The sequence below is a fragment of the Rhodococcus sp. IEGM 1305 genome (genome assembly GCF_030058635.1).
Lineage (GTDB): Bacteria > Actinomycetota > Actinomycetes > Mycobacteriales > Mycobacteriaceae > Rhodococcus_F > Rhodococcus_F opacus_D.
The window spans coordinates 66,484-89,844 of sequence record NZ_JASHKX010000010.1; the positions used below are offsets into that span (position 1 = coordinate 66,484).

At 67.8% G+C, this 23,361-nt stretch carries 25 protein-coding genes; 16 read left to right on the top strand and 9 right to left on the bottom strand.

Annotated features, from left to right (window positions below):
• Nucleotides 1–44: 44 nt before the first annotated feature.
• Genes QM693_RS17190 through fadD3 form a run of 5 tightly spaced genes read right to left on the bottom strand, consistent with a single transcriptional unit; the run spans nt 45 to nt 5,633 of the window.
• Nucleotides 45–1,094, bottom strand: coding sequence for an acyl-CoA dehydrogenase family protein (locus tag QM693_RS17190; protein WP_283352938.1), 1,050 nt, complete (start codon nt 1,092–1,094; stop codon nt 45–47).
• A complete protein-coding gene (locus QM693_RS17195) occupies nt 1,091–2,059 on the bottom strand; it encodes an acyl-CoA dehydrogenase family protein (RefSeq protein WP_283330470.1) in 969 nt (322 codons plus the stop codon). Before QM693_RS17195 ends, QM693_RS17190 begins: the two co-directional genes overlap by 4 nt.
• A complete protein-coding gene (locus tag QM693_RS17200; RefSeq protein WP_283352939.1) occupies nt 2,056–3,216 on the bottom strand; it encodes an acyl-CoA dehydrogenase family protein in 1,161 nt (386 codons plus the stop codon). The genes QM693_RS17195 and QM693_RS17200 overlap by 4 nt, the downstream gene beginning before the upstream one ends.
• On the bottom strand, nt 3,217–4,089 hold the full coding sequence (locus QM693_RS17205) for an enoyl-CoA hydratase (protein ID WP_283330472.1): 873 nt from the start codon (nt 4,087–4,089) through the stop codon (nt 3,217–3,219). It abuts the gene before it with no gap.
• The gene (gene fadD3 / locus QM693_RS17210; protein ID WP_283352940.1) at nt 4,086–5,633 is read right to left on the bottom strand and encodes a 3-[(3aS,4S,7aS)-7a-methyl-1,5-dioxo-octahydro-1H-inden-4-yl]propanoyl:CoA ligase; all 1,548 of its coding nucleotides are present in this window, start codon (nt 5,631–5,633) and stop codon (nt 4,086–4,088) included. The genes QM693_RS17205 and fadD3 overlap by 4 nt, the downstream gene beginning before the upstream one ends.
• Nucleotides 5,634–5,681: 48 nt before the next feature.
• Between fadD3 and QM693_RS17215 the strand changes: the two genes are divergently transcribed.
• The 4 genes from QM693_RS17215 (at nt 5,682) to QM693_RS17230 (ending at nt 9,567) form a co-directional block, all read left to right on the top strand.
• Nucleotides 5,682–6,902 (top strand): acyl-CoA dehydrogenase family protein, encoded by a 1,221-nt coding sequence (locus QM693_RS17215; RefSeq protein WP_283352941.1) that lies wholly within the window; start codon nt 5,682–5,684, stop codon nt 6,900–6,902.
• A complete protein-coding gene (locus QM693_RS17220) occupies nt 6,899–7,699 on the top strand; it encodes an SDR family oxidoreductase (protein WP_283352942.1) in 801 nt (266 codons plus the stop codon). The genes QM693_RS17215 and QM693_RS17220 overlap by 4 nt, the downstream gene beginning before the upstream one ends.
• Nucleotides 7,700–7,790: 91 nt before the next feature.
• Nucleotides 7,791–8,405: a TetR/AcrR family transcriptional regulator gene (locus QM693_RS17225; RefSeq protein WP_283330476.1), complete on the top strand. Its 615-nt coding sequence runs from the start codon at nt 7,791–7,793 to the stop codon at nt 8,403–8,405.
• Between the two features lie 13 nt (nt 8,406–8,418).
• The gene (locus QM693_RS17230; protein WP_280778942.1) at nt 8,419–9,567 is read left to right on the top strand and encodes an acetyl-CoA C-acetyltransferase; all 1,149 of its coding nucleotides are present in this window, start codon (nt 8,419–8,421) and stop codon (nt 9,565–9,567) included.
• Nucleotides 9,568–9,606: 39 nt separating this feature from the next.
• Here QM693_RS17230 and QM693_RS17235 read toward each other — a convergent pair whose 3' ends face one another.
• Nucleotides 9,607–10,869: an ATP-binding protein gene (locus QM693_RS17235; protein ID WP_283330477.1), complete on the bottom strand. Its 1,263-nt coding sequence runs from the start codon at nt 10,867–10,869 to the stop codon at nt 9,607–9,609.
• Nucleotides 10,870–11,009: 140 nt separating this feature from the next.
• Here QM693_RS17235 and hypA point away from each other — a divergent pair, with 140 nt between their 5' ends.
• The 11 genes from hypA to QM693_RS17285 all read left to right on the top strand — a co-directional run bounded on the left by hypA (nt 11,010) and on the right by QM693_RS17285 (nt 19,821).
• Nucleotides 11,010–11,339 (top strand): hydrogenase maturation nickel metallochaperone HypA, encoded by a 330-nt coding sequence (hypA, locus tag QM693_RS17240; RefSeq protein ID WP_005244680.1) that lies wholly within the window; start codon nt 11,010–11,012, stop codon nt 11,337–11,339.
• A 5-nt stretch (nt 11,340–11,344) separates the two neighbouring features.
• Nucleotides 11,345–12,166, top strand: a complete 822-nt coding sequence (hypB, locus tag QM693_RS17245) for a hydrogenase nickel incorporation protein HypB (protein ID WP_283352943.1) — start codon at nt 11,345–11,347, stop codon at nt 12,164–12,166.
• A 160-nt stretch (nt 12,167–12,326) separates the two neighbouring features.
• Nucleotides 12,327–13,382, top strand: coding sequence for an NADH-quinone oxidoreductase subunit B family protein (locus QM693_RS17250; protein WP_005244678.1), 1,056 nt, complete (start codon nt 12,327–12,329; stop codon nt 13,380–13,382).
• Between the two features lie 57 nt (nt 13,383–13,439).
• Nucleotides 13,440–15,233, top strand: coding sequence for a nickel-dependent hydrogenase large subunit (locus tag QM693_RS17255; RefSeq protein WP_005258616.1), 1,794 nt, complete (start codon nt 13,440–13,442; stop codon nt 15,231–15,233).
• Nucleotides 15,234–15,243: 10 nt separating this feature from the next.
• Nucleotides 15,244–16,200, top strand: coding sequence for a NifU-related iron-sulfur-binding protein (locus QM693_RS17260; RefSeq protein WP_283352944.1), 957 nt, complete (start codon nt 15,244–15,246; stop codon nt 16,198–16,200).
• Complete coding sequence (locus QM693_RS17265) at nt 16,200–16,844, top strand: DUF5947 family protein (protein WP_283352945.1); 645 nt, start codon at nt 16,200–16,202, stop codon at nt 16,842–16,844. Before QM693_RS17260 ends, QM693_RS17265 begins: the two co-directional genes overlap by 1 nt.
• A complete protein-coding gene (locus QM693_RS17270; protein ID WP_283352946.1) occupies nt 16,841–17,488 on the top strand; it encodes a DUF6084 family protein in 648 nt (215 codons plus the stop codon). Before QM693_RS17265 ends, QM693_RS17270 begins: the two co-directional genes overlap by 4 nt.
• Entirely contained in the window at nt 17,485–18,927 is a 1,443-nt protein-coding gene (locus QM693_RS17275) for a hypothetical protein (RefSeq protein WP_283352947.1), read from the top strand. Before QM693_RS17270 ends, QM693_RS17275 begins: the two co-directional genes overlap by 4 nt.
• The gene (locus QM693_RS37855) at nt 18,924–19,043 is read left to right on the top strand and encodes a DUF6893 family small protein (RefSeq protein WP_397517833.1); all 120 of its coding nucleotides are present in this window, start codon (nt 18,924–18,926) and stop codon (nt 19,041–19,043) included. Before QM693_RS17275 ends, QM693_RS37855 begins: the two co-directional genes overlap by 4 nt.
• A 7-nt stretch (nt 19,044–19,050) precedes the next feature.
• The gene (locus tag QM693_RS17280; RefSeq protein ID WP_280778935.1) at nt 19,051–19,563 is read left to right on the top strand and encodes a hydrogenase maturation protease; all 513 of its coding nucleotides are present in this window, start codon (nt 19,051–19,053) and stop codon (nt 19,561–19,563) included.
• A gap of 3 nt (nt 19,564–19,566) precedes the next feature.
• The gene (locus tag QM693_RS17285) at nt 19,567–19,821 is read left to right on the top strand and encodes a HypC/HybG/HupF family hydrogenase formation chaperone (protein ID WP_283352948.1); all 255 of its coding nucleotides are present in this window, start codon (nt 19,567–19,569) and stop codon (nt 19,819–19,821) included.
• A 9-nt stretch (nt 19,822–19,830) separates the two neighbouring features.
• Here the strand turns inward: QM693_RS17285 and QM693_RS17290 are convergent, their stop codons facing one another.
• Complete coding sequence (locus QM693_RS17290; RefSeq protein ID WP_283352949.1) at nt 19,831–20,622, bottom strand: hypothetical protein; 792 nt, start codon at nt 20,620–20,622, stop codon at nt 19,831–19,833.
• Between the two features lie 107 nt (nt 20,623–20,729).
• Entirely contained in the window at nt 20,730–21,707 is a 978-nt protein-coding gene (locus QM693_RS17295; protein WP_283352950.1) for an NAD-dependent epimerase/dehydratase family protein, read from the bottom strand.
• A 35-nt stretch (nt 21,708–21,742) separates the two neighbouring features.
• On the opposite strand from QM693_RS17295, the gene QM693_RS17300 reads away from it, so the two are divergent.
• The gene (locus QM693_RS17300; protein WP_005244660.1) at nt 21,743–22,390 is read left to right on the top strand and encodes a ScbR family autoregulator-binding transcription factor; all 648 of its coding nucleotides are present in this window, start codon (nt 21,743–21,745) and stop codon (nt 22,388–22,390) included.
• Here the strand turns inward: QM693_RS17300 and QM693_RS17305 are convergent.
• On the bottom strand, nt 22,387–23,334 hold the full coding sequence (locus QM693_RS17305; RefSeq protein ID WP_283352951.1) for a ScbA/BarX family gamma-butyrolactone biosynthesis protein: 948 nt from the start codon (nt 23,332–23,334) through the stop codon (nt 22,387–22,389). The two genes, QM693_RS17300 and QM693_RS17305, sit on opposite strands and share 4 nt — an antisense overlap.
• Between the last annotated feature and the right edge of the window lie 27 nt (nt 23,335–23,361).

Below are 23,361 nucleotides of genomic sequence, written 5' to 3' on the forward strand. Positions count from 1 at the left end.
TGGTTGTTCCAGCTACCAGAAAGGCGCACGGGCGGCGAAGCCGCCTACAGTCCGGCCGCCGAGGCGAGCTCGGGCAGGTACTCCCGCGGCTGCCCGAACAGCTGTGCACTCCCGTGCGCACGTTTGAAGTACAGCTGCGCGTCGTGTTCCCACGTGATCGCGATGCCGCCGTGCAACTGGATGGCCTCCGCCGCGACGTGCTGCAGTGCCTCCGAGCAGTACACCTTCGCGATGACGGCGTCCTCGTGCGTCCCCGACAGCGCCGCGGCGTACGACATGGAGCGGGCCGTCTCGACGAGGGCGTACATGTCGGCCATGCGGTGTTTGAGGGCCTGGAACGATCCGATCGCCCGGCCGAACTGCTTGCGTGACTTCGCGTACTCGACCGTCTGCTCCAGCGCCGCGGCCGCCGCACCCACCTGTTCCGCCGACAACGCGACCAGTGCGACCGTGCGCACCTGGTCGACGAGGTCGGTGGGGGAGACGAGCCTCCGCGCCGCGACCCCGTCGAACACGACCTCCGACAGCGGACGCGTCGGGTCCATCGCCGGGACGCGACGACGCGTCACGCCGTCCGCCGACGGGTCCACCTCGAACAGGCCTTCGGACGTGAGAACCAGCAGCACGTCCGCGACGTCACCGCCGAGCACGTACGACGCCGTCCCCGACAGCGTCTCGCCCGACGCGGTGACCCCGAATCCGGACCAGCCGCCCGCACCTGCCCAGCACAGCGCGGCCACCGAACCCGCCGCGATGCCGGGCAGCAGTCGGGCGCACGCGTCGTCGTCCCCCGACAGCACCAGCGCCTGCGCGGCCAGCACGGCGCTGCCCAGCATCGGCGACGGCGTCAGCGTGCGGCCCAGTTCTTCTTGCACCACATGCACTTCCAGCAGCGAGGCCCCCACTCCGTCGTATTTCTCCGGAACGGCCAACGCGGCAACGCCGATCTGCTCGCACAGCTTCGACCACAGGGCGTCGTCGAAACCGTGGTCGGTGGTGATCGCCCGGCGGACGGCGGCCGAGTTGGAATGCTTACCCAGCAGATCCCGGACCGACGACCGGAGCGCCGCCCGCTCCTCGTTGTCGAAACTCATGACGCCTCCACGAGCGAGTCGACGACGCGGCCGCGGTGGAACGCCGGCGTGCCCCAGGCGGTGACCAGTGCCCGGACCTTGGTGAGCCACAGCGACAGGTCGTGTTCCTGGGTGTAGCCGATGGCGCCGTGCACCTGCAGCGCCACCCGCGCCGCCCGGTACGCGGCATCCCCGCACGCGACCTTCGCCGCCGAGACGTCCCGGGAACTGTCGACGGACCCGTCCCGCACCGACATGGCCGCACCGTGCAGCAGCGGCCGCGACATCTCCAGCCCGACCGCGACCTCGGCCAGGTGATGTTTGATGGCCTGGAACTGTCCGATCACCTTGCCGAACTGCTTGCGCTGCTTGGCGTAGTCGGTGGTCACGTCCAGCAGGGTCTGTCCGAGTCCCTGCAGTTGGGCGGCGGTGGCCAGGGCGCCGAGATCGAACGCGGGCGCGAAGTCGGCGTCGCCGAGGGCGTCGCCGGCGGTCAGTGGGAACAGCCGTCGCGACTGATCCACCGAGGTCTGCACCGCCCCGGCCTTTCCGAGGCGCACCGTGGCACCGTCGACGAGCAGGACGAGGTCGGCCGAGTCGGCATCGACGGCGAACGGGACGTGCGGCGCGGCCGCGACCGTGGCGAGCGAACCGGAAGCCAACGCCGCCAACCGGTCCGGGGTCACCTGCGCGAGCAGGGCGGGCGCGACCGCGACGGTTTCGGCCACCGGACCGGGAACGGCATGACGTCCGAGTTGTTCGACGGCCACGACGAGGTCGACGGCGTCGGCGCCCAGGCCGTCGTGCTCATCCGCGATGAGCAGTCCGTTGACGCCGGTCTCGGCGAGGCGCTGCCACACCTTCAGGCCCGGACCCGTGTCGCCGGTGTTCCACGACCGGATCACCGCCGGCATGTCCGCCTTCGACAGCAGGGCGTCGATGCTGGACGCGAAGTCCTGATGGGAGGAGTCGAGTGTGAATCTCATCGATCCGCCTTCGGTAGGCCGAGCAGCCGCTCGGCGATCACGTTCTTCTGAATCTCGTTGGTGCCGGCATAGATCGGGCCGGACAGGGAGAACAGGTAACCGTCCATCCAGTTGTCCGCGAGCTCCGCCGAGGTGCCCTGCAGTTCGAGTGCGGTCTCGTGGGTGGCGATGTCCCATTCCGACCAGAACACCTTGTTGATCGACGATTCGGCGCCCAGCTGCCCGCCATCGGCGAGCCGGGTGACGGTGCCGAACGTGTTCAGCTGGTAGGCGCGGGCACCGATCCAGGCGTCGGCGACCTTGTTCCGCAGGGCCGTGTCGTCGGTGTGGCCGCTGTCCCGGAACAGTTCGACCAGCCGGTCGACCGTCGCGAGGAAACGGCCCGGGCTGCGCAGCGACAGTCCGCGTTCGTTGGACGCGGTGCTCATCGCCACGCGCCAGCCCTCGTTCACGCCGCCGATCACTCCGGACTCGCCGGGGTTCGCGGGGTCGTCCGGGACGAAGACGTCCTCGAGGAAGATTTCCGCGAAACCGGGTTCACCGTCCAGCTGATCGATCGGGCGCACGGTGACACCCTTCGAGCGCAGGTCGAACATGAAGTAGGTGATGCCCTTGTGTCGCTGGGCGTCCGGGTCGGACCGGAACAGCCCGAAACCCCAGTCCGCGAAGCTCGCCCGCGAACTCCACGTCTTCTGCCCGTTCAGCACCCAGCCGCCGTCGACGCGCCGCGCGGTGGAACGGAGCGACGCGAGGTCGCTACCCGACTCCGGCTCCGACCAGGCCTGCGCCCAGATGTCGTCGGCGCGGGCCATCCGCGGCATGATGCGGGCCAACTGCTCGGCGTTCGCGTGCTCGAACAGTGTCGGGGCGAGCAGGAAGATGCCGTTCTGGCTGACGCGTCCGGGCGCACCCGAGCGGTAGTACTCCTCCTCGAACACCACCCATTCCAGCAGCGACGCGTCCCGTCCGCCCAGTTCCTCCGGCCACGACACCACTGACAGCCGGGCGTCGGCGAGAGTCCGTTCCCACTCGCGGTGCGCCTCGAAACCCTCGGCGGTGTCCATCGACGGCAGCGGTTCGGCGGGAACGTTGTCGCGCAGGAAGGTTCGCACCTCCTCGCGGAAGGCGACGGTGGCGTCGTCGAACTCGAGATCCACTTACTTCGCCCCTTCGTTCGAGTTGCGCGCACTGGCCGCCATCGACTTGGCATCCATGCCGCCGAGCGGATCGGTGTCGATCTCGGCGTTGTGCGCGTGCGCGAAGTGGTGGAGGCCGAAGACGGAGTCCATGCCGTTCCGCATGCCCATCTGGTCCTCGCACTGGTTGACGGCCTTCTTGGTGAGCGCGAGCCCGAACCGGGGCATGGCGGCGATGCGTCCGGCGATGGCGAGGGTCTCCTGCTCCAGGTCCTCGCGGGGCACGACGCGGTTGACCATGCCCACCTCGTACGCGCGCTGCGCGGTGAACCGGTCGCCGGTGAAGAGGATTTCCTTCGCGAACCGCGGTCCGAGCATCCACGGGTGCGCGAAGTACTCGACCCCCGGAATGCCCATACGTACGACCGGATCGGAGAAGAACGCGTCGTCCGACGCCACGATGAGGTCGCACACCCACGCCAGCATCAGGCCGCCGGCGATGCACGCGCCCTGGATCATCGCGATGGTCGGCTTCGGGATCTCGCGCCAGCGACGGCACATCCCGAGGTAGACCTCCATCTCGCGGGCGAACCGCTGGTCCCCACCCGGTTTGTCGACGTGGTCCCACCACATGACGGCCTTGTTGTCGTAGTGCACGTGATGGTCCCGGCCCGGGGTCCCGATGTCGTGCCCGGCGCTGAAGTGCTTCCCGTTGCCTGCGAGGACGATTACCTTCACGTCGTCGTCCTCGACCGCGCGCTCGAACGCGGCGTCGAGGGCGTACGTCATCACCGAGTTCTGGGCGTTGCGGTAGTCGGGGCGGTTGAGCGTCACGACTGCGACACCGTCACGCACCTCGTAGGTGACGACGTCACCCTCGTCCGGAACCGTCATTTCTTCTCCTCACGCAGAACGTTTTTCATGACCTTCCCGGAGGGATTCCGGGGGAGGGAGTCGACGAAGCGCACCGACCGGGGCACCTTGAAGTTGGCGAGTCGCTCCTTGCAGAACGCGACCACGTCGTCCTCGGCGAGCGTCGAGCCCGGCTTGGCGACCACGTAGGCCCGCCCGACCTCGCCCATCCGCTGGTCGGGAACACCGATGACGGCAGACTCCGCGACGGCGTCGAGTCGGGCAAGAGCGTTCTCCACCTCAGCGGGATACACGTTGAAACCGCCGGAAATGTACATGTCCTTGAGGCGGTCGGTGATGTCGACGTAACCGCGGTCGTCCAGGGTGCCGACGTCGCCGGTGTGCAGCCAGCCGTCCGCATCGATGGTCTTGGCGGTCGATTCGGGGTCGTCGAGGTAGCCGAGCATCACGTTCTCGCCGCGCACCAGGATCTCGCCCTGGTCGCCGATCCGGACCTCCATCCCGGGGATGGCGCGACCCGACGTCGTCGACACGGTCACCGGGTCGTCGTCGGTCCGGCACATCGTGACCACCACCGCCTCCGTCTGGCCGTAGGCGGTGAGGACGGCGTCGAAGCTCAGCTCCGACTGCATCCGTTCGACCAGTGCGACCGGAACCGCGGCCGCGCCCGTGATCGCGACCCGCAGGCTGGACAGGTCGTACTTCGGGCGGTCGGGGTGGTCGAGGATCGACTGGAAGATCGTGGGGGCGCCGGGGAGCACGGTGATCTGCTCGTCGTGCACGGTCGCCATCACCTTCGGAACGTCGAACACCGCCATCGGCACTACCGTCGCCCCGTTCAGCAGGCACACCAGGAACCCCGCCTTGTACCCGAAGGTGTGGAAGAACGGATTGATGATCAGGTAGTTGTCGTCGGAGGTCACCTCGGCGCACTCGCCCCACGCCTGCGCGATGCCCACCGACTGCCGGTGCGCACTCATCACGCCCTTGCTGCGGCCCGTCGTGCCCGACGTGAACATGACGTCGGAGACGTCGTCGGGGGAGACGGCGGCCGCGCGGGCGTCGGCCTCGGCGCGCGTGTCCTCGTCGGCGAGGGCGAGGAAGTCGTCGAAGTCGAAGACTCCGGGAACCTCGGCGTCGCCGCCGTCGACCGGAACCCGGACGACGGTCGGCAGGTCGAGGGTGCTCGACTCGTCGCGCAGCGCCGCGTACCGGTCGGTGCCGAGGAATTTGCCCGCGACCACCAGTGCGGTGGTCTTGGTGCGCTCGAGAATGTCGAGGGCCTCGGTGGCCGTGTACCGGGTGTTGATCGGGACGAGAGTCGCGCCGGCGTAGTGGATGCCGAGCGCCGCGACCACCCAGTGATACGTGTTGGGCGACCACACCGCGACGTGATCGCCGGGCCGCACGTCCTGTGAGCTGAGTGCGGCGGCGAAATCGCGGACACGGTCGTGCAGTTGTGTGAAGGTCAGACGGACGTCGCCGTCCGCCACGGCTGTGAGCTCGCCGAATTCGCGTGCGGCCCGATTCAGGGCGGACGGGGTGGTTGTCGGTTGTTCGGTCACTGGGCTCCCTACCTACCTAGCAAGTGCTTGGTAGGTTATCTTACAGACGTGGACCAGAGCGAGAGCCCGGACGGGCTGATCACCGACGACGACTTTGCGCAGACCGTCAGGACGTGGCTGAACGACAACCTCACCGGCGAGTTCGCCCGGCTGAAAGGCAAGGGCGGCCCCGGCAGCGAGCACGAGTTCTTCGAGGAACGGCTCGCGTGGGACCGTCATCTCGCCGCGGCGGGATGGACCTGCCTCGGCTGGCCGAAGGAGCACGGCGGGCGCGGAGCCACCCTGGCGCAGCAGGTGGTGTTCCATCAGGAGTACGCGAAGTCGGGGGCGCCGGCGCGGGTCAGCCACGTCGGCGAGGAACTGCTCGGCCCGACGCTCATCGCGTTCGGCACCGAGGAACAGAAGCGTCGCTTCCTTCCCGGCATCAACACCGTGACCGAACTGTGGGCGCAGGGCTACTCCGAACCGGGCGCCGGTTCCGACCTCGCCAACGTCGCCACCACCGCGCGCCGCGACGGCGACAAGTGGGTGATCAACGGGCAGAAGGTCTGGACGTCCCTCGCGCACGTCGCCCAGTGGGCGTTCGTCCTCTGCCGCACCGAACCGGGATCCAAGCGGCACCAGGGCCTGAGCTTCCTGCTCGTCCCGCTCGACCAGCCCGGCGTCACGGTCCGGCCCATCCAGCAGTTGACCGGCACGTCCGAGTTCAACGAGGTGTTCTTCGACGACGCCGTCACCGACGCGGATCTGGTGGTCGGGGAGCCCGGCGACGGCTGGCGGGTCGCGATGGGTCTGCTCACCTTCGAGCGCGGCGTGTCCACGCTCGGGCAGCAGATCGGTTTCGCCCGCGAACTGCAGGGCGTCGTCGACCTCGCGAAGGCCAACGGTGCGGCGACCGACCCCAGCATCCGCGAGAAGATCGCCCGCGCGTGGGTCGGGCTGCGGGTGATGCGGGCACACGCCCTGCGCACCCTGGAAGCGGTCGACGCCGGGACCTCCGGCGCGGAGGCGTCCGTCGCGAAGCTGCTCTGGGCCAACTGGCACCGCGACCTCGGACAGCTGGCCATGGAAGTGCAGGGCGCGGCGTCGCTGCTCGCCCCGGCCGATCCGTCGTCCGACGTCACGGACCCCGAACATCTGGAACTGGGCGACTGGCAGAGGCTCTTCCTCTTCACCCGCGCCGACACGATCTACGGCGGATCCAACGAGATCCAGCGCAACATCATCTCCGAGCGCGTGCTCGGACTTCCCCGAGAGGCCCGTTCATGACTACTACTCCGCTCGCCACCGCGCCCGTCGAGACTCCGGGCCACGACCTGCTGAAAGGCAAGAAGGTCGTCGTCACCGCCGCGGCGGGCACCGGCATCGGATTCGCGTCCGCGCGACGCGCCCTGCTCGAGGGCGCCGACGTGCTGGTGTCCGACTGGCACGAGCGTCGCCTCCTCGAGACCAAGGAGAAACTCGCCGCCGAGTTCCCTGGGCAGGCGGTCGAGGCGCTGACGTGTGACGTGTCCAGTACGGAACAGGTGGACGCGTTGATCTCCGGGGCCGCCGACGCGCTGGGCAGGATCGACGTGCTCGTCAACAACGCCGGGCTCGGCGGCGAGACCCCGCTCGTCGACATGACGGACGAGGAGTGGGACCGCGTCCTCGACATCACGCTGAACGGAACGTTCCGGGCCACCCGCGCCGCACTGCGCTACTTCAAGGAGGCCCCGCACAACGGCGTACTGGTCAACAACGCGTCCGTCCTCGGGTGGCGGGCGCAGCACTCGCAGGCGCACTACGCGGCCGCGAAGGCCGGCGTCATGGCGCTGACCCGGTGCAGCGCGATCGAGGCCGCCGAGTACGGCGTCCGGATCAACGCCGTCGCGCCGTCCATCGCGAGGCACGCCTTCCTCGCGAAGGTGACCAGCGAGGAACTCCTCGACAAGCTGGCGTCCGACGAGGCGTTCGGCCGCGCCGCCGAGGTGTGGGAAATCGCCGCCACCATCGCCATGCTCGCCAGCGACTACACCACCTACCTCACCGGCGAGGTCGTGTCGATCTCGTCGCAGAGGGCGTAGCCGCCCTGTGCGCCTTTTTGGTAGCTCCAGCAACCAGAAAGGCGCACGGGGCCGAAGGCCCTAACAAGCGCTTGGTTGATAGGATGTGACGATGACGCCACCCCCCGCCGACGACACGTCCGGCAAGTCCGGACGCCGGACCGAACTCCTCGACATCGCGGCCACCCTGTTCGCCGAACGCGGCCTGCGGGCCACCACCGTGCGCGACATCGCCGACGCCGCGGGCATCCTGTCGGGCAGCCTGTACCACCACTTCGACTCGAAGGAGTCGATGGTCGACGAGATTCTACGGGGCTTCCTCGACGACCTGTTCGGCAAGTACCGCGAGATCGTCGCGTCCGGACTCGACAGTCGCGCGACCCTCGAAGCACTGGTCACCACGTCGTACGAGGCGATCGACGCGTCGCATTCCGCGGTCGCGATCTACCAGGACGAGGTGAAGCACCTCGTCGCCAACGAGCGTTTCGGGTACCTGTCCGAACTGAACACCGAATTCCGCGAGCTGTGGATGGGTGTGCTCGAGGCGGGTGTGAAGGACGGCAGCTTCCGGTCCGACATCGACGTCGAGCTCGCCTTCCGATTCCTCCGCGACACCGCCTGGGTCGCCGTCCGCTGGTACCGGCCCGGTGGCTCCGTCACGGTCGACACCGTGGCCAAGCAATACCTTTCGATCGTCCTCGACGGACTTGCGAGTCCCCACCACTGACTAGGAGTTTCACATGACCGAGGCCTACATCGTCGACGCCGTCCGCACACCGATCGGCAAGAAGAACGGCGGCCTGTCCGGCGTGCATCCCGCCGACCTGGGTGCGCACGTCATCAAGGCCCTCGTCGAGCGCACGGGCATCGACCCGGCCGGTGTCGACGACGTCGTCTTCGGTTGCGTCGACGCGATCGGCGGGCAGGCGGGCAACATCGCCCGCACCGCGTGGCTGGCCGCCGGCTACCCGGAAGAGGTCCCGGGCGTCACGGTGGACCGGCAGTGCGGGTCGAGTCAGCAGGCCGTGCACTTCGGTGCGCAGGCGATCCTGAGCGGCACCGCCGACCTGATCGTCGCAGGCGGTGTGCAGAACATGAGCCAGATCCCGATCGCCTCGGCGATGATGGTCGGTCAGCAGTACGGATTCGACACCCCGTTCGGCGGATCTACGGGCTGGACGGAACGCTACGGCGACCAGGAGGTGTCGCAGTTCAACGGCGCCGAACTGATCGCGGACAAGTGGGACATCAGCCGCGAGGAACTCGAGCGCTGGGCGTTGCAGAGCCACGAGCGGGCGCGGACGGCCATCGCCGAAGGTCGCTTCGACCGCGAGATCGTCCCGTTCGGTGACGTGACGACGGACGAGGGTCCCCGCGAGACCAGCCTCGAGAAGATGGCGGCGCTGAAGACCCTCACCGACGGGGGACGTCTCACGGCCGCAGTCGCGAGCCAGATCTCCGACGGTGCGAGTGCGGTGCTGCTGGCCTCACCGGAAGCGGTCGAGAGGTACGGCCTGACTCCCCGTGCCCGCATCCACCACCTCAGCGCCCGGGGCGCCGACCCGATCTTCATGCTCAGCGCCCCGATCCCCGCCACGCGTTACGCGCTGGAGAAGACGGGCCTGAGCATCGACGACATCGACCTGATCGAGATCAACGAGGCCTTCGCGCCGGTCGTCCTCGCATGGATCAAGGAGATCGGTGCCGACCCGGCGAAGGTCAACGTCAACGGCGGCGCGATCGCCCTCGGCCACCCACTCGGCGCGACCGGCACGAAGCTGATGGCCACCCTCCTCAACGAACTCGAGCGCACCGGAGGCCGCTACGGTCTGCAGACCATCTGCGAAGGCGGCGGCACTGCCAACGCCACCATCATCGAACGCCTGTGAGTACTTGTTAACCGCGGGCGGTTAACAAGTACTCACAGGTCAGGTGCGGGCGTGACCGGCGATGTCCTCCGTGAACGCCTGCATCATCTCGGCGGTGAGGGTGGGACGCACCGTGCCGATCACGTCCAGGTAGTCCTGGGTGCCGGCATGGCAGCGTCCACCCGAGTCGACGCTGCACTCGAACGTCGCCTGCGCAACGGTCCGTGCCGCGTGCGCGACGTCGGCGGGCGTGTAGCCCTCGGTCGCGGCGACGAGGGCGGACACGTCGACCTGCTCGTTGCCGAGGTAGCGCTCCCACAGGGCGTGCCGGGCCTCCGCGTCGGGCGCGCCGATCGGCAGCACGTAGTCGAAACGTCCGTGACGTAGGAACGCATCATCCAGTGCGCGAACGGAATTGGTGGCACACACCAGTAACCGTCCGCCGCGTTCACGGAAGTGGACGATCGATTTCAGCAGTTCGTTCACCACCCCGACGGACTGCGATCCGGGCCGGCGCCGCGCCGCCACCTCCTCCACCTCGTCGATGAAGACGACGACGTGCTCGAGTTCGCCCATCGATGTGAACGCCTCCCCGAGACCGGCGGCGAGACCGTTCTCGCCGGCCGCGAGCCGCGAGGGGAACAGTTCGACGAACGGCCAGCCGAGTCGGCTGGCGATGGCACGCGCGAACGTCGTCTTCCCGGTTCCCGGTGGTCCGAACAGGACCACGGCGCGCGGCGGTGCCACGCCGTGGTCGGCGGCCAGCGCGGGCCGCGACAGCGGGAGCACGATCTTGCGTTCGATCAGCGATTTCTCCCGCGTCATGCCGGCGACCTGTTTCCACAGTCCGGCGGGCGGTACCGCGCCGCCGAGCGTCGCCAGGACCCCGGCCGTGCGGGGCGACACCGTCCCGAGTTTCTCGTAGTACGTGACTCCGCTGCGGGCGGTGAATCCGGAATTGCTCAGCGCGGTGGCACCGGTCTCCCCTTCGGGGAGGAGGGCGGCCACCCGTCGCACTCCTCTGGCGAGGAGCCGGTGCTCGAGCTGCGACAACAGGGCGCTGCCGAGCCCTTGCCCACGCCATTCGGGATCGAGGGAGATCCGCATGACCCAGGCGCGGTCCTCATCGACGCGAGCGACCGCCGTCCCGATGATGTGCCCGTCCCTCGTCGCGACGACCGCGGGGTGACGGTTCAACAGACTCCCCACCACGTCCGAGAGTGCGAACAGGGGCAGTTGGTCCGTGGTGGTGGAACTGCTGTCCATGCGCACGACAGCCTCGAGATCCTCCGGTTCGAAGTCTCGGATGGTCCAGGCGTCCATGCGCCCTCCCTGAAGTGGATGGCGGATCCTCAGACTACGTCTGCTGTGAGTACTTATTAACCGCGGGCGGTTAATAAGTACTCACGGGCGCGAAGCGCTACGCTCGAATCCACAGGTGACGAGTCCTGAACGGGGCCGTGATGCACGAGTTGGCAATCACCCAGAGCGTCGTCGACGCCGTCTGCGAGACCGCCGCGGGACGGACGGTCCACAGTGTGCGCGTACAGGTGGGGGCGTTGACGGCCGTGGTCGCCGATTCGATGCAGTTCTGTTTCGAACTGGTCACCGAAGGGACCGTCGCGCACGGTGCCCGTCTCGACATCGACCACACCCCGGGCGGTGCGCACTGCCGTGAGTGCGGCGAGGATTTCGCGCTCACGGACCTGGTGTTGCTGTGCCCGTGCGGAAGTGCGGACGTGGAGGTCACGTCGGGTCGGGAACTACGAATCCTCTCTATGGAAGTGAGCTGACGCAAATGTGTGCCACCTGTGGATGCGGAGACGAGACCGGAACCAGGATCACGGTGCCCCACGAGCACCCGCACGACCACGAGCACCCGCACGACCACGACCACCCGCACGACCACGACCACCCGCACGACCACCCGCATGACCACGAGCACCCGCATACTCACGAACACCCCCACGAGCAGGCGACCGAGACGGTGACCCTCGAGCAGAAGGTGCTGGCGAAGAACGACCTCACTGCGGAGCGCAACCGGGGCTGGCTGGCCGGACGTGGGGTGCTCGCGCTGAACGTGATGAGCTCGCCGGGATCGGGGAAGACGACGCTGCTCGAACGCACCATCGCCGACATCGGTGGGCAGCGACGCGTCTCGGTGGTGGAGGGCGACCAGGAGACGATGCTCGACGCCAACCGCATCAAGGCGACGGGATGTGCTGTGGTGCAGGTGAACACGGGCGCGGGATGTCACCTTGACGCGGAGATGATGCGGGACGCTCTGACCGCCCTCGACCCCGAGCCGAACTCGCTGCTGTTCATCGAGAACGTGGGGAACCTGGTCTGTCCGGCACTGTTCGATCTCGGTGAGAAGAGCCGGGTGGTGGTGATCTCGGTGACCGAGGGGACGGACAAGCCGCTGAAGTATCCGCACATGTTCGCGGCGGCGAACCTGGTGATCGTGAACAAGGCGGACCTGTTGCCGTACGTGGACTTCGACGTCGATCTCTGCACGAAGTATGCGCGGTCGGTGAACCCGGATCTGCAGGTGATCACGTTGTCGGCGACGACGGGTCAGGGCATTGCGCAGTGGTACGACTGGATTGCGAAGCAATGACGCCCCTACACGACGGGGTCGAACTGCCCGGTGCGACGCGCCGAGGACCGTTGACATCCGCTCGACGGCGGAGCTAAATAAATATCAGCGCCACACAGGTGGGCCGACGGTCGACTCCGGTGGCGACAGGAGTTGTGTTCACTCCGGAAAGCGACCTGATATGCCGACACAGGAAGCAATCAACGCCGAGGACACCCTGATTCACGTGCTGTGGATCAATGCGGGACTCAGTTGCGACGGCGATTCGGTGGCCTTGACGGCTGCGACGCAGCCCAGTGTCGAGGAGATTGCTCTGGGAGCCCTGCCGGGCCTGCCCAAAGTGGCCGTTCACTGGCCGCTGATCGACTTCGAGAACGGCCCCGAGGGCGGCGCCGACGACTTCCTGGAGTGGTTCTGGAAGGCGGATCGCGGCGAACTCGAACCGTTCGTCCTGGTGGTGGAGGGTTCCATCCCGAACGAGCAGCTTCACGACGAGGGCTACTGGTGCGGTTTCGGCAACAATCCCGAGACCGGTCAGCCGGTGACGACGAGTGAATGGCTCGATCGTCTCGCTCCGAAGGCGACGGCGATCGTCGCGGCCGGGACGTGCGCCACATACGGCGGTATCCACGCGATGGCGGGGAATCCGACCGGTGCGATGGGCGTTCCCGACTATCTCGGCTGGGATTGGAAGTCGAAGGCGGGCATCCCGATCGTCTGTGTACCCGGCTGCCCGATCCAACCGGACAATCTGTCGGAGACGCTGACGTATCTCCTCTACATGGCCACCGAGCAGGCGCCCATGATTCCGCTCGACGACGCTCTGCGTCCGCAGTGGCTGTTCGGGGCCACGGTGCACGAGGGCTGCGACCGCGCCGGCTACTACGAGCAGGGTGATTTCGCCACCGAGTACGGCTCGCCCAAGTGCATCGTGAAGCTGGGGTGCTGGGGTCCGGTCGTCAAGTGCAACGTCCCGAAGCGGGGCTGGATCAACGGTGTCGGTGGGTGCCCGAATGTGGGCGGTATCTGCATCGGGTGCACGATGCCGGGATTCCCGGACAAGTTCATGCCGTTCATGGACGAACCGCCGGGCGGCAAGATCTCCACTGCGGCGTCCGGACTGTACGGATCCGCCATTCGGAGTCTCCGCAAGATCACCAAGACCACCTTGGACAAAGAGCCGCACTGGCGCAGTCGCGGTACGAAACTGACCACGGGCGCCACACGCACCTGGTAGTCCCGCTCGGGGTCTCGGGCGGTAGTCCGACGGCCTCGAACACTGAGAGGTACGTCGATGACAACGATCATTCCGGAACCTTCGCACAAGTCGGAATCCGACGGCCTGGTCGAGATGGCGTGGGATCCGATCACGCGCATCGTGGGCAGCCTGGGCATCTACACGAAGATCGATTTCAAGCAGAAGGAAGTCGTGGAGTGTCATAGCACCTCGTCGATCTTCCGCGGCTATTCGATCTTCATGAAGGGTAAGGACCCGCGCGACGCCCACTTCATCACGAGCCGCATCTGCGGCATCTGTGGTGACAACCATGCGACGTGTTCGTGTTACACCCAGAACATGGCCTACGGCGTGCAGCCCCCGCACATCGGCGAGTGGATCGTCAACCTCGGCGAGGCCGCGGAATACATGTTCGACCACAACATCTTCCAGGAGAACCTCGTCGGTGTGGACTTCTGCGAGAAGATGGTCTCCGAGACCAATCCGGGGGTGCTCGCGCAGGCCGAGAAGACGGAGGCGCCGCACGCCGGCGAGCACGGCTACAAGACCATCGCCGACATCATGCGTTCGCTCAACCCGTTCACCGGCGAGTTCTATCGGGAGGCGTTGCAGGTCAGCCGGTGGACGCGAGAGATGTTCTGCCTCATGGAAGGTCGGCACGTCCATCCGTCCACCCTGTATCCGGGTGGCGTGGGCACGGTCGCGACGATCCAGTTGATGACCGATTACACGACGCGTCTGATGCGCTACGTGGAGTTCATGAAGAAGGTCGTCCCCATGCACGACGACCTGTTCGACTTCTTCTACGAGGCGATGCCCGGCTACGAGAAGGTCGGCCTGCGCCGGACGCTCCTCGGCTGCTGGGGGTCGTTCCAGGATCCCGCGGTGTGCAACTTCTCCTACAAGGACATGGAGAAGTGGGGACGGGCCATGTTCGTCACGCCCGGCATCGTGGTGGACGGCAAACTGATCACGACGTCCCTCGTCGACATCAATCTGGGTATCCGAATCCTGCTGGGCAGTTCGTATTACGACGACTGGACCGACCAGGAGATGTTCGTGAAGAACGATCCGCTCGGGAACCCGGTCGACCGCAGGCATCCGTGGAACCAGCACACCAACCCGCACCCGCAGAAACGCGACATGGAAGACAAGTACAGCTGGGTGATGTCGCCGCGGTGGTTCGACGGCACCGACCATCTCGCGCTGGACACCGGCGGCGGGCCGCTGGCCCGACTCTGGAGTACCGCCCTCGCGGGCCTCGTCGACATCGGGTACGTGCAGTCGACCGGTCACAGCGTGAAGATCAACCTGCCGAAGACCGCGCTGAAGGGCCCGGTCGAGTTCGAATGGAAGATCCCGCAGTACGGCAGCAACACGATCGAGCGTGACCGGGCGCGGACCTACTTCCAGGCGTACGCGGCGGCGTGTGCGCTGCACTTCGCGGAGAAGGCGCTCGCCGAGATCCGGGCCGGGCACACGAAGACGTGGGAGAAGTTCGAGGTCCCCGACGAGGGCATCGGCTGCGGCTTCACGGAGGCGGTGCGCGGAGTCCTGTCGCACCACATGGTCATTCGCGATGGCAAGATCGCGAACTACCACCCGTATCCGCCGACCCCATGGAACGCCAATCCCCGCGACAGCTTCGGTACGCCGGGGCCGTACGAGGACGCGGTGCAGGGTCAGCCGATCTTCGAGGAGAACGATCGGGAGCACTTCAAGGGCATCGACATCATGCGGACCGTCCGCAGTTTCGATCCCTGCCTGCCCTGTGGCGTGCACATGTATCTCGGCGAGGGAAAGACGCTGGAGAAGCTGCATTCGCCCACCCAGTCCGTGACCGGCGAGTGACGAGGTACGCATGGAGAGTGGCGGATCGGAGACGTGGGGGAGTGACGAAGTAGGAGACGACCCCGATCGGTGGCGGACAGCCGGCGAGAGGATCGACAGCCTGTTGGACGCGAGTTCGACAGGCGGCTCGGTGGCACGTGAGCGCGCCGAGCAACTGGTCCGCGAAGTGGTCGAACTCTACGGCGCCGGGCTGCAGCGTGTCCTCGAGATCATCGGTGAACGCGACGACGACCTCGTCGAACGACTCGCCGCCGACGAACTCGTGGCCAGTCTGCTGCTGGTGAACGGACTCCATCCGCACGACGTCGAGACGAGGGTCGCGACAGCACTCGACAGTGTGCGCCCCTATCTGGGCTCCCACGGCGGCGACGTCGAACTGCTCGGCGTGGTGGAGGGTGTGGTGCGGCTTCGGCTGACCGGCAGTTGTCAGAGCTGTCCGTCCTCGGCGGTGACGTTGGAACTCGCCGTCAAGGACGCCGTGCTGGCCGCCGCACCGGAGACCGTGGATATCGAGGTGGTGGGTGCCACCCCCGCGGCCGGGTCCGGGCTGATTGCCGCGGAATCACTGTTCTCCCATGTTCATCCGGACGGGTCCGACGGATCGAGTGGCACCGGGACATGGGTGTCGGTGCCCGAACTCGAGGACCTCGCGCCCGGTGAGGTGGCCGGATTCTCCGTGGCCGGGCTCCCGATTATGGTGTGCCGGATCGGGGAGCAGTTGTTCGCCTACCGCGACCGCTGCGCCGCCTGCACCAACTCGCTGGCCGGGGCCACGCTGCAACGGAAGGCGGGCGGGCAGGTGGGGGACGCGGTGCTGCGCTGTCCGTCGTGCCGGGCACACTTCGACCCGCGCCGGGCGGGCCTCCGCCTGGACGGCGACGCCGATGCCGAACCGCTTTCGCCGCTGCCGGTCCTCGTGCGTGACGGGGTCGTGTCCGTCGCGGTGCCCGCCGCGGAGGTGGCGTGATGAGCCCGTCAGGGAACGGGCTGCGCATCCTGCAGCGCATCGCGTCCGAGCGGCCCGCACCGGTGGTCGGGGAACGGTGCGACATGTGCGCCGTGCCGATCGCCGACGCGCATCAGCACGTCGTGAACGTTCAGGACCGGCAACTGATGTGCGTGTGCCGTGGGTGCTACCTGCTGTTCACCGACGAGAGCGCCGAACTGCGCTTCCGGGCCGTCCCGGAACGCTACCTGTCGTTCCCCGACTTCGAACTCGCACCGGGTCGCTGGGATGAACTGGAGATCCCCGTCGGGCTCGCCTTCGTGTTCCGGAACTCCTTGCTGGCCAAGACCGTCGCCTTCTATCCCGGTCCGGCAGGCGCCACCGAGTCGGAGCTGCCCCTCGACGCCTGGGACGGCGTCCTCGCGGCCAACCCGGTGCTCGGCGGGCTGTCCGCCGACACGGAGGCGTTGCTGCTGCGGGTCCCCGAACACGGTGGCGGCGACCCCGAGTGCTACCTCGTCCCAATCGACGCCTGCTACCAGCTGGTGGGCGAATTGCGGCAGGTGTGGCGGGGATTCGACGGCGGCCAGGACGCCCGCCGGGTCATCGACACGTTCTTCGAGACGGTGCGTGCGCGCAGTCGCGTCGCGAAGGAGCCGACGTGACCGAATTGTCGTTCCACGTGGAGGACGTGTTCCCGGAACCGTTCGCGGTTGCGCCGAATCTCACTGCGCGAGTTGAGGTGACGGAGTCCAGCGGTGCCGCCGTGCACGCGATGGCCGTCCGGTGCCAGGTCCGTATCGACCCGCAACGCCGCCGCTACACGGACGGTGAGGCGGAGGGCCTCCTCGATCTGTTCGGGCCCCGCGAGCGGTGGACGGCCACGCTCAAACCCTTCCAATGGATGCAGACCAGCACCGTGGCCCAGGGGTTCACCGGGTCGAGTGTGGTGGAGTTGCCGCTGCCGTGCACGTACGACTTCGAGGTCACGGCCTCGAAGTATCTGCACGCCCTGGACGAGGCCGGGTCGACGGTGCCGCTGGTGTTCCTGTTCAGCGGGACGGTCTTCACCCGCGGCGTCGCCGGTTTCGGGGTGGAACGGATCCCGTGGGACCGCGAGTCGACCTACGACCTGCCGGTCGGCGTGTGGCGCGAACTGGTTCGGGCGCACTACCCGAACACGGGGTGGGTGCGCCTCGACCACGACACGCTCGCCGCGCTGGCGCGCTACAAGGCGGCGCACGGTCTGATCGGACTGGACGTCGCCATTTCGGACCTGCTGCAGGGAGCCGGGGAGGTGATCGCATGATCTCCCCGGCGTCCCTGCAGCGAGTACGTGCCGTGGCCGACGCGGTCCTGTACGAGGGCTACCTGCTGTATCCGTATCGTGCGAGTTCGTCGAAGAATCAGTCGCGGTGGCAGTTCGGCGTCCTCGGACCGTCGGGTGCGGCGAAGTCGGGGGTCGGCGAGGAACCGCGCATGTCCTGTCAGACCCTGATGCGGGCAGGCACCGGAGCGGGGGTGAACGTCACCCTCCGATTCCTGCAGCTTCAGGTGCGCAGCATCGAACGCGCGGTGGCGGACTCGGCGGAGTTCGTTCCCGTCGACGAACTGACCGTCGCGGGCGCGAGCTGGCTCAGCTGGGACGAGGCGGTGGAGCGCGAATTCGATCTCGGCATCCTGCGCCCCGCGGAGTGGCCGGGCGAACGCAACCTCGACGTCCACATCGACGGCGGCACGGAGGTGGAGGAACTGCGGGGCGAGGACGGATCCCTCGCCGGCCGGGTGGTGCGCACCCGGTGGCCCGCACACGCCGTCGTGACGGTGGGCAGCGACGGCGTCGACGGGCTGAACCGGGTGCGGGTGTCGGTCGAGAACGTGACCACCGCGCAAGACGCCGCCGGCTGGGACACCGAACCGCGGGACGCGGGAGTCTGGGGCAAGGATTCGGCGATCCGGCAGTCGCTGATCGGCGCCCATCTGATCCTGGCGGCCGAGAACACCGAGTTCGTCTCACTCCTCGAACCTCCCGCGGAGGCGGAGCAACTCGCGGGCACGTGCGCGCACGAACGGTGCTACCCGGTGCTGGCCGGGCTGCCGGGGGAGACGGACCTCGTCCTGGTGTCGCCGATCATCCTGTACGACCACCCCGAGGTGGCCGAGCAGAGCGACGGGGCACTGTTCGACGCCACCGAGATCGACGAGATCCTCACTCTGCGTGTCATGACCCTCACCGAGGAGGAGAAGCGACAGGCCCGCGCCACCGACCCGCTCGCCGCCCAGATCATCGACCGGTGCGACCAGATGTCGCCGGCGACGCTCGCCCAGATGCACGGCATCCTCCGAGATCCGCACCTCCCGGACCCGCACCTCCCGGACCCGGGCCTCCCCGACATGGGTCTCGTCCCGGAACTGACCGACGACACGCCGTGGTGGGATCCGGACGCCGACACAGCCGTTCGCCCCGACGTCGACGGCGTGATCGTGAACGGCGTCCGGGTGGCGAAGGGCACTGTGGTGCGGATCCACCCGTCGCGGCGCGCCGACGCCCAGGACCTGTTCTTCGCGGGACAGCTGGCTCGCGTGGTGACCGTGCACGCCGACGTCGACGGTGGCACCCACGTCGGCGTCGTGCTGGAGGACGACCCTGCGTCGGAGTTGCACGAGTGGTACGGACGGTATCTGTACTTCGCCCCGGACGAGGTGGAGCCGGTCTCGGCAGACACCGGAAAGGATGGACAGCCATGAAGATTCTCGGAGAGATGACCACCGCGGCTCTGGCGTTGGTTGCGGTCGCGGGTGTCGCGATCGCCGTCATCGCGATACCCGACATCAGACGATATCTGCGTATCCGGAAAATGTGAGACGCGCGTGACGGTGGGCAGGCGGGTTCTGGTTGCCGGTGTGGGCAACATCTTCTTCGGCGACGACGGTTTCGGACCCGAGGTGCTGCGCGGGGTCGCGACGAGGTCGCTGCCGCCGGGCGTCCGCGCCGTCGACTTCGGCATTCGTGGAACGCATCTGGCCTACGAGTTGCTCGACGGGTGGGGCGCTCTGCTGCTGGTGGACGCGGTGCCCGGCCGCGGTGAGCCCGGGGCGCTGAGGGCGTTCGAGGTGGGACCCGATTCCGTCCCGGTTGCGCCGCTCGACGCGCACAGCATGGATCCGGGGGCGGTGTTCGGGAGCCTACGCGCGCTCGGCGGAACCCTGCCGCGGACCGTGGTTCTCGGCTGCCAGGTGGCGAACACCGGCGAGGGAATCGGGCTCTCACCGCGGGTCGAGGCCGCCGTAGGACCGGCCGTCGGCATGGTGTTCGAGATCGTGGATCAACTGCTGGAGTCCGACTCCGCGGCAACGCTGCAACCGGACGGGACGGAGGGCTGAATCATGTGTCTCGGTATTCCCGGTCAGGTGGTGCGCATGTTGGACGGCTACGGCAATCAACTCGCGCTCGTCGACGTCGTCGGCGAACAGCGCAAGGTGAACGTCGGCATGCTGCCCGAGGACGTCAGCCTGGAACCGGGCGACTGGATCGTCATCCACATGGGTTTCGCCATGGATAAGGTGGACGAGGCGGGCGCCGAGAAGGCGATGGCCGGGCTGGAGATGATGGGGCGGTCGCGGACGGCCGACGACGACTGACGGCCCAGATCACCGCATCCCGGCCTCACGGACGTCCGGTGGTCCGGCGACGAAGTCGCGTGCCCGGTTCCAGCGGGCGTGGTAGCGCTCGCCGAATCGTGACCGGGCACGGGCCATCCGGCGCGGTTTGTTCGGGTAGCGGCGCATCGCCCACCAGGAGTCGGGTTTGGCGAGGCGGATGGCGCCGATGATCGCCACCGGCTGGAACACGATCCCCACGATCCCGGTGACGAATTTGCCCTTGAGCATGCAGATCACCGAGATGGCGAGGGAGATGGCCAGATAGCCGATCGACGACCACCACTCCGGGGTGCCGATCCGGCCGGTCACGAGTTCGGCGCCGCCGATCATCAGACCGGTGATCATGAGCGCGCAGAAGATTGCGTCCACCGACTTCCGGCCGGACGTGCTCCAGTACACGTCGTCGAGGTGCACCCACAGCGCGAACTCGTCGAAGGTGAGTGCGAGGCCCACTCCGAAGAGGGCGGCGAACACGTTGAGCGCGGTGCCCTCCGGGGTGGTGGCGATCAGTGCCAGCCCGGCCAGCGTCATGAACAGGATCCCGAAAACCTGGTGGTGCAGGTGCACTCCGCCGACGGTGATGTCGTTGATCAGCCCGCCCCCCGACTCCGTGCCGTCGTCCGTGGGCGCCGCTCCCGACCGCGACCGGATACGGCGGGTGATGGTCCGGGTGACGATGAACGTGACCAGGACCGCGAAGAACAACCACATCATGGGAAACAGGACCACTACCCGGCTGTCGCCTTCGGTGTCCACGACGATCTCGGCGAGAAGGGCCATCTCGACACTCCGTCAGGTGGGGGAAATCATCCTCTATCCGGGTATACACCCCGCTCGCGGACGGCGGACGAAGACTGGATGTTCGTCCCTGGACTCGTCGACGGACGTCACGCCGGGAAGTGGTCCAAAGGACCGTGACCGACGGTCGCAGCCGTGGCGGTCCACAGGCGGGTGGGGTCGTACCAGTGGTCGCGGCCGATCAGGTCGAGATGTCGTTCGGGGAGACCGTGCCGGGCGCCGGCGGTCACCGCGTCGTCGAAGGTGAGACTCGTGGCGGGCAGTCGGAGGCGGCCCGAGTCCGCGAGTGCCTGCCCGAGTTCGCGGACGGTCACCGGGTCGGGGTGGCAGGCGTGGAACACGTCGCCGGTGCGTGCGGGGTACTGCGCGGCGAGGGCGGCGAGGAGTCGGGCGAGGTCGTTCACCGAGATGATCGAGATCCGGGATCGTCCCTCGTCGACCCAGGCCCCCAACGCCTCGACGATCTGGATGAAGCCGGGAACGAACCAGCGGTCGCCGGGGCCGTGGACGAAGCCGGGCCGGACGACGCAACCACCCCATTCGAGGACGCGGTGTTCGGCGGCCAGCCTGCTCGCGCTCAGCGCCGAGACGGGTGCGGGCGTGGCATCGAACTCGCCGATTCCGCTGTGCGGCCCGGACCCGTACACGCCGATGGTGCTGACGTAGATCACCCGGCTGATGCCGTTCCGGGCCGCGGCGGCAAGCAGATTCTCGGTGCCCGCGACGTTGACGGCGACGCAGTGCGCCGGGTCGTTCCCGGTGTAGGAGGCGGCATGGATCACGACATCGGCGCCGGTGAGCGCTGTTTCGAGGCTCGCCGGATCGGTCAGATCCGCCCGGGCCGACACGACGCCCGGAATGTCGGTGTGTGGAGGTGTGCGCGCCACCGCGGTGCACTGGATTCCGGCCGACGCCAGTGCCGTCACGGTGGCCGATCCGACGAAGCCCGCGGCTCCCACCACCGCGACACGGACCGGCGTGGAGGGTGTTCGACCGTCGTCGGTCGCGGTCGACGCTGGTACCGTCTCTCCGGGCAATGGGCGCGTAGTCCGCGCTTTCATCGTCATCGTTCTTCTCTCGTGCGGCAGGGAAAGGTGTGAACGTGGTTCAGCAGGCGCGTGCTGCGGCGACCCGACAGCAGATCGTCCGCGGGGCGGCGGAGATGTTCGAGAAGTCGGGGTTCGAAGGAGCCAGACTCGGCAACATCGTCGAGAACGCTGGAATCACGAAGGGGGCCTTGTACTTCCATTTCCGCTCCAAAGAGGATCTGGCGCGATTCATCATCGGCGAGCAACACCGGATCTCCATCGCGTCGGTCGAGGCGATCGGCCGCGAGCAGGTGTCGGCGATCGAGCAGATCGTGATGCTCTGTCACGAGATGGCCCGGCAGATCGTGAACGACCCGATCGTGCGGGCCGGTATCCGGATCACCCTCGAACTCAGCGCCGACGACCAGGGCCCCGCCGACCCCTATCTCGACTGGATCAACAGTTGCGAGATGCTCGCCACGCGGGCCGTCGAGCAGGGAGATCTCCTCCCGGACATCGACCCGCCGAGGCTGGCGCGGTTCGTCATCGGCGCCTTCACCGGCGTCCAGACCGTGTCCCAGGTGTTGACGCAGCGCACGGACCTCGAACAACGTGTCGACGACATGTGGGGTTTCCTGCTCCCCGGGATCATGCCCGCGACCCGGCATCAGGACATCGCCCGGATCCGCCGGGCCCGCTGGACACCCGACGACGCCGACTAGCGCGCGCATGCGCTCACCGCGGTAGGCGCCAGCGCCGCGGTGCCTCGCACGACCGCCACTCCGCCCTGTACCAACGATCCGCGGATCGACAGCGCGCCGTCGTCCACCACGTCCAGCCGGATCGTGGCCCGCTCGTCGAGTTCGGCGAAACGGTGGAACGTGGCGCCCAGCGAAACGAGGTGCGCTTCCGGCACGTCGAGCCGGGCGCAGGCGGCCTGCCGGAATACCTCGAGCATCAGCATCCCGGGAATGTGATCACACGGATGGTCGAACAGCACGGGGTGCGCGTCGTCGATCCGCAACTCCCACTCGTTCTCGGAACACCGGGGACCCAGGACGACGTGCGCGTCGTCGACGTGACCGACCAGCCCCGCCGGGGCGGGTACGGGACACCACGGCGCCCCGATCGACCGCGGTCCGTGCTCACCCCACCGGGCCCGCGAGTACGCGGCCGGCGGAAACACTGCTGCATGACCCGTCGCGGTGCCCACATCCTGTCCGCCGAGCCGGAACCGCAGGTCCACCCGGAAGGCGGACATCGCCCCACCGCGGTACACGTGCTCGGACACAGCGACCTCGACGATCACGTCGGCGGCCGCGGCGCCCACCTCGAGCGCGCCGGGCACCGCCTGCACCCGGAGGTGCTGCATGACGAACCGGTTCGGCAGCGGAACGGAGAAGCGGGTATGTCCCAGGTAGATCGCGGTCTGCCGGAGCGTTTCCGCCAGCAGCATGGTGTCGTAGCGCCCACCCCGGGCGCGGTAGAAGCCGTGCAGGCGGGGCCACTGCGCGGCGAGCACGAACCGATCCGGTCCCGGTAGCGACACACAGTCGGTGAGGAAGACCTCGGCCACGGACTGGCGATGGACGTACCTGCGCGGCACGGTCCGCTCGAACGACATCGGGGGAAGCGCATCGGGCACCGGACGGGAAACTCGCGCCACAACCCCATCTCCCCACAGAACCGGTCG